Raw genomic sequence first — 2,942 nt, forward strand, 5'->3', positions numbered from 1 at the left:
CGAGAGGGTGACACCCCTCCGTCACGCCTTTGGCGCGCCACCTCCCCTTAAAGGGGAGGATTTGACGTCAAGCAACACATTGAAATATTACCGAAACACCCATTGCCGGTTCAGTCCGAACATCACCGCAGGCGTGACGAAGATCATCGCCGGGATCGGTGACCATTCCGGCCAGCCCATATGGGTCACGCACAGCCACACCCACAAAGCGTTGAGCGCATAGCTGACCAGCGAGACCACAACGAAGCGGAAACCCCGCGCCGCCGCCTTGTCGCGGGTGCCATGACCGCGGAAGGTGAAGGCGCTATGGCTGACATAGCCGATGACGACCGCTGCGCCATAGCCGATCAGATTGGCGAGTTGCGGATGCAACCCTGCCAGCGCCGCAAGGCTCCAGTAGATGCTGGCCTGGCACGCGGTCACGAACAGGCCGGTCACGCCGTAGCGGACGATCTGCCAGAAAAGCGCGCGATGCTGCGGTGAAAGTCGGTTGATGATGGCCATGGTCCCCGTTGCGCTTTGCCACGGCTCGTTTAGGGGGCAAGGATGAGCTTGAAAAGCGCCGATGCCCTGCGCGCGCGGGTGACCCATAATTGGCCTGTCCTGCTGGCGTGGAGCGCGCTGCACTGGAAGTGGCTGACCTTCCTCATCTGGATCGCGATTGCGGTCACCATGGTCGTGACCCGCTGGCCCGCCATCCATTGGCTGGTGCTGAGCGATACGGACGACAATATCCGCTATGTGCAGGTGAAGGACTGGCTGGCCGGGCAGGGTTGGTATGATTTGCGCCAGTATCGGCTCGATCCGCCGGGCGGCGCGAATATCCACTGGTCGCGGCTGGTGGACATTCCGATCGCCGGGCTGATCCTCTTCTTCCGCGCCTTTGTCGATCAGGGGCTGGCCGATCGCCTCGCCTGCGGCATCGCGCCACTCTTGCCCTTGCTGCTGTTGATGCTCAGCCTGGGCTTTATCGGGCGACGGCTGGCCGGGCCGCATGGCTGGCTGCTGGCGGCACTCGCCCCGCTTGCCGCGCAAATGGGGCTGGGCATGTATGCGCCGATGCGGATCGACCATCATGGCTGGCAACTGGCGCTGGCCGTGACGATGCTGGCCGGGGTCATCGACACCAACCGGCTGCGCGGCGGGGTGATGGCCGGGGTCAGCAGCGCGCTGTCGATCGCGATCGGCATGGAGATGATCGTCTATCTGGCGGCGGGCGGCGGGCTGATCGCGCTGCGCTGGGTATTCCGCGAAGGGGCGGAGCGGCGGATGCTGCCCTACGCGCTCAGCCTGGGCGGCGCGACATCACTCTGCTTCCTGCTGTTCGCCAGCACCGCCAATCGCGCTATGGTGTGTGATGCGATCTCGCCCGTCTGGGTCGCTATGTTCGGCGCGGCGTCGGCGGGGATGGTGCTGCTCTCGCTTGCCCCCTTGCGCGGCTGGGCGATGCGGCTTGGGGCAGGTGTCGTTGTCGGCGGGGCGGTAGCGGCCTTCTTCTGGCTCAACTGGCCGCAATGCCTCAGCCCCTATCAGATCTCGCCCGAACTCGAACGGCTATGGCTCGCGAACATCCGCGAAGCCAAGCCGATCACGGCGCAGGCGCAAAGTCTGGTCGTGCCGCTGATGGCGATTCCGCTGGCGGGGCTGGTCGGCCTGATCTGGGCCTTGTGGGATGCCCGGCGCGACAGCGAACGGCTCTGGGCCTGGGCGACGGTCGGGCTCATGATGCTCTTTTCCACCGCTTTGCTGTTCTGGCAGCTGCGCGCTGGCCCGGCGGCGCAATTGCTGGCGATCCCGCCCGCCGCCTGGGCCGCGCACCGGCTGATCGCGGCGATCTTTACCGGCACGCGCCGGGTACGAATCGCGGCGGGAGCAGGGGTGGCGTTGCTTGCGGCCATCGCCTGCGCCTATCCGCTCTATCCGCAGATCATGAGTGGCTGGGCGGCACTGACCGGCAACAAGCCCAGGCCATGGCGCCCGTCCGCCATCGCCCGCAATGATGCGATCAAGAAAGCCAATGGCCGCTGCCGCACGCAGCCCGCGCTGGCGGTGCTGGATCAGTTGCCCCCCGCGACCATCTTCACCATGGTAGATCTGGGTCCGCGCATCATTGCCACCACCCATCACAGCGCACTGGCCGGTCCCTATCATCGCAATGGCGCGACGATCCTGGACATCCACCACGCCTATGACGGTCCCGCAGACGCCTTCCGCCCGATCGCGGCGCGGCATCATGCGACCTATTTGTTGGTCTGCCCCAATTTTCCCGAAGGCACGATCTACCAGTCGCGCAGCCCGCGCGGCTTTTATGCGGACCTGATGCGGGGGACAATTCCGCGCTGGCTGGTGCCGGTGACGCTCAACAGCGGCATGACGCTACCGTACCAGCTCTACCGTATCGACTATTCAGCGCCGGGCGGCAAAAAAATCCCTTAGCAGCGCTGAGGCTTCGGCTTCGGCCAGCCCGCCATACACCTCCGGCCGATGCAGGCATTGCGGCTGGGCGAACAGGCGCGGTCCCTGCTCGATCGCTCCACCCTTGGGATCGCCCACGCCATAATAGAGTCGCGCGATCCGGGCATGGGAAATCGCTCCCGCGCACATCGGGCAAGGTTCCAGCGTCACCCACAAGTCGCAGCCTGTCAGGCGAAAATCGCCCAGATGCGTCGCCGCCGCGCGCATCGCGACGATTTCGGCATGGGCGGTGGGATCATGATCGCGACGATTGCGATTCTCGCCCTCGCCGATGATGATGCCGTCCCTGGTCACCACGGCACCGATCGGCACTTCGCCTGCCGCCTCCGCCGCGCGGGCCAGGGCGAGCGCACGGCGCATGGGGTCGGGCAGGGGAAAGGGCGAGGACATGACATCCGCGCATACTATGCGTTGGAGAACCGCACCAGCCCGCTCCCCCACCCGGCCTCCCACAGTGTATCCTGGAT

The 2,942-nt window shown here is 65.7% G+C and carries 3 protein-coding genes; 1 reads left to right on the top strand and 2 read right to left on the bottom strand.

Annotated elements, in window-relative coordinates; translation table 11 throughout:
- Window positions 1-87 precede the first annotated feature (87 nt).
- Window positions 88-504, bottom strand: coding sequence for a GtrA family protein (locus tag EBBID32_RS05140; RefSeq protein WP_006951996.1), 417 nt, complete (start codon window positions 502-504; stop codon window positions 88-90).
- A gap of 42 nt (window positions 505-546) precedes the next feature.
- On the opposite strand from EBBID32_RS05140, the gene EBBID32_RS05145 reads away from it, so the two are divergent.
- The gene (locus tag EBBID32_RS05145; protein ID WP_037488935.1) at window positions 547-2,436 is read left to right on the top strand and encodes a hypothetical protein; all 1,890 of its coding nucleotides are present in this window, start codon (window positions 547-549) and stop codon (window positions 2,434-2,436) included.
- Here the strand turns inward: EBBID32_RS05145 and EBBID32_RS05150 are convergent.
- On the bottom strand, window positions 2,407-2,865 hold the full coding sequence (locus EBBID32_RS05150; RefSeq protein WP_006951998.1) for a nucleoside deaminase: 459 nt from the start codon (window positions 2,863-2,865) through the stop codon (window positions 2,407-2,409). The two genes, EBBID32_RS05145 and EBBID32_RS05150, sit on opposite strands and share 30 nt — an antisense overlap.
- Between the last annotated feature and the right edge of the window lie 77 nt (window positions 2,866-2,942).

Origin of the sequence: Sphingobium indicum BiD32, assembly GCF_000382885.1 — a bacterium.
Lineage (GTDB): Bacteria > Pseudomonadota > Alphaproteobacteria > Sphingomonadales > Sphingomonadaceae > Sphingobium > Sphingobium japonicum_C.

Excerpts from the sequence above, each read along its gene's own strand:
- EBBID32_RS05140 (WP_006951996.1), bottom strand. The coding sequence starts at position 504 with ATGGCCATCATCAACCGACTTTCACCGCAGCATCGCGCGCTTTTCTGG.
- EBBID32_RS05145 (WP_037488935.1), top strand. The coding sequence starts at position 547 with ATGAGCTTGAAAAGCGCCGATGCCCTGCGCGCGCGGGTGACCCATAAT.
- EBBID32_RS05150 (WP_006951998.1), bottom strand. The coding sequence starts at position 2,865 with ATGTCCTCGCCCTTTCCCCTGCCCGACCCCATGCGCCGTGCGCTCGCC.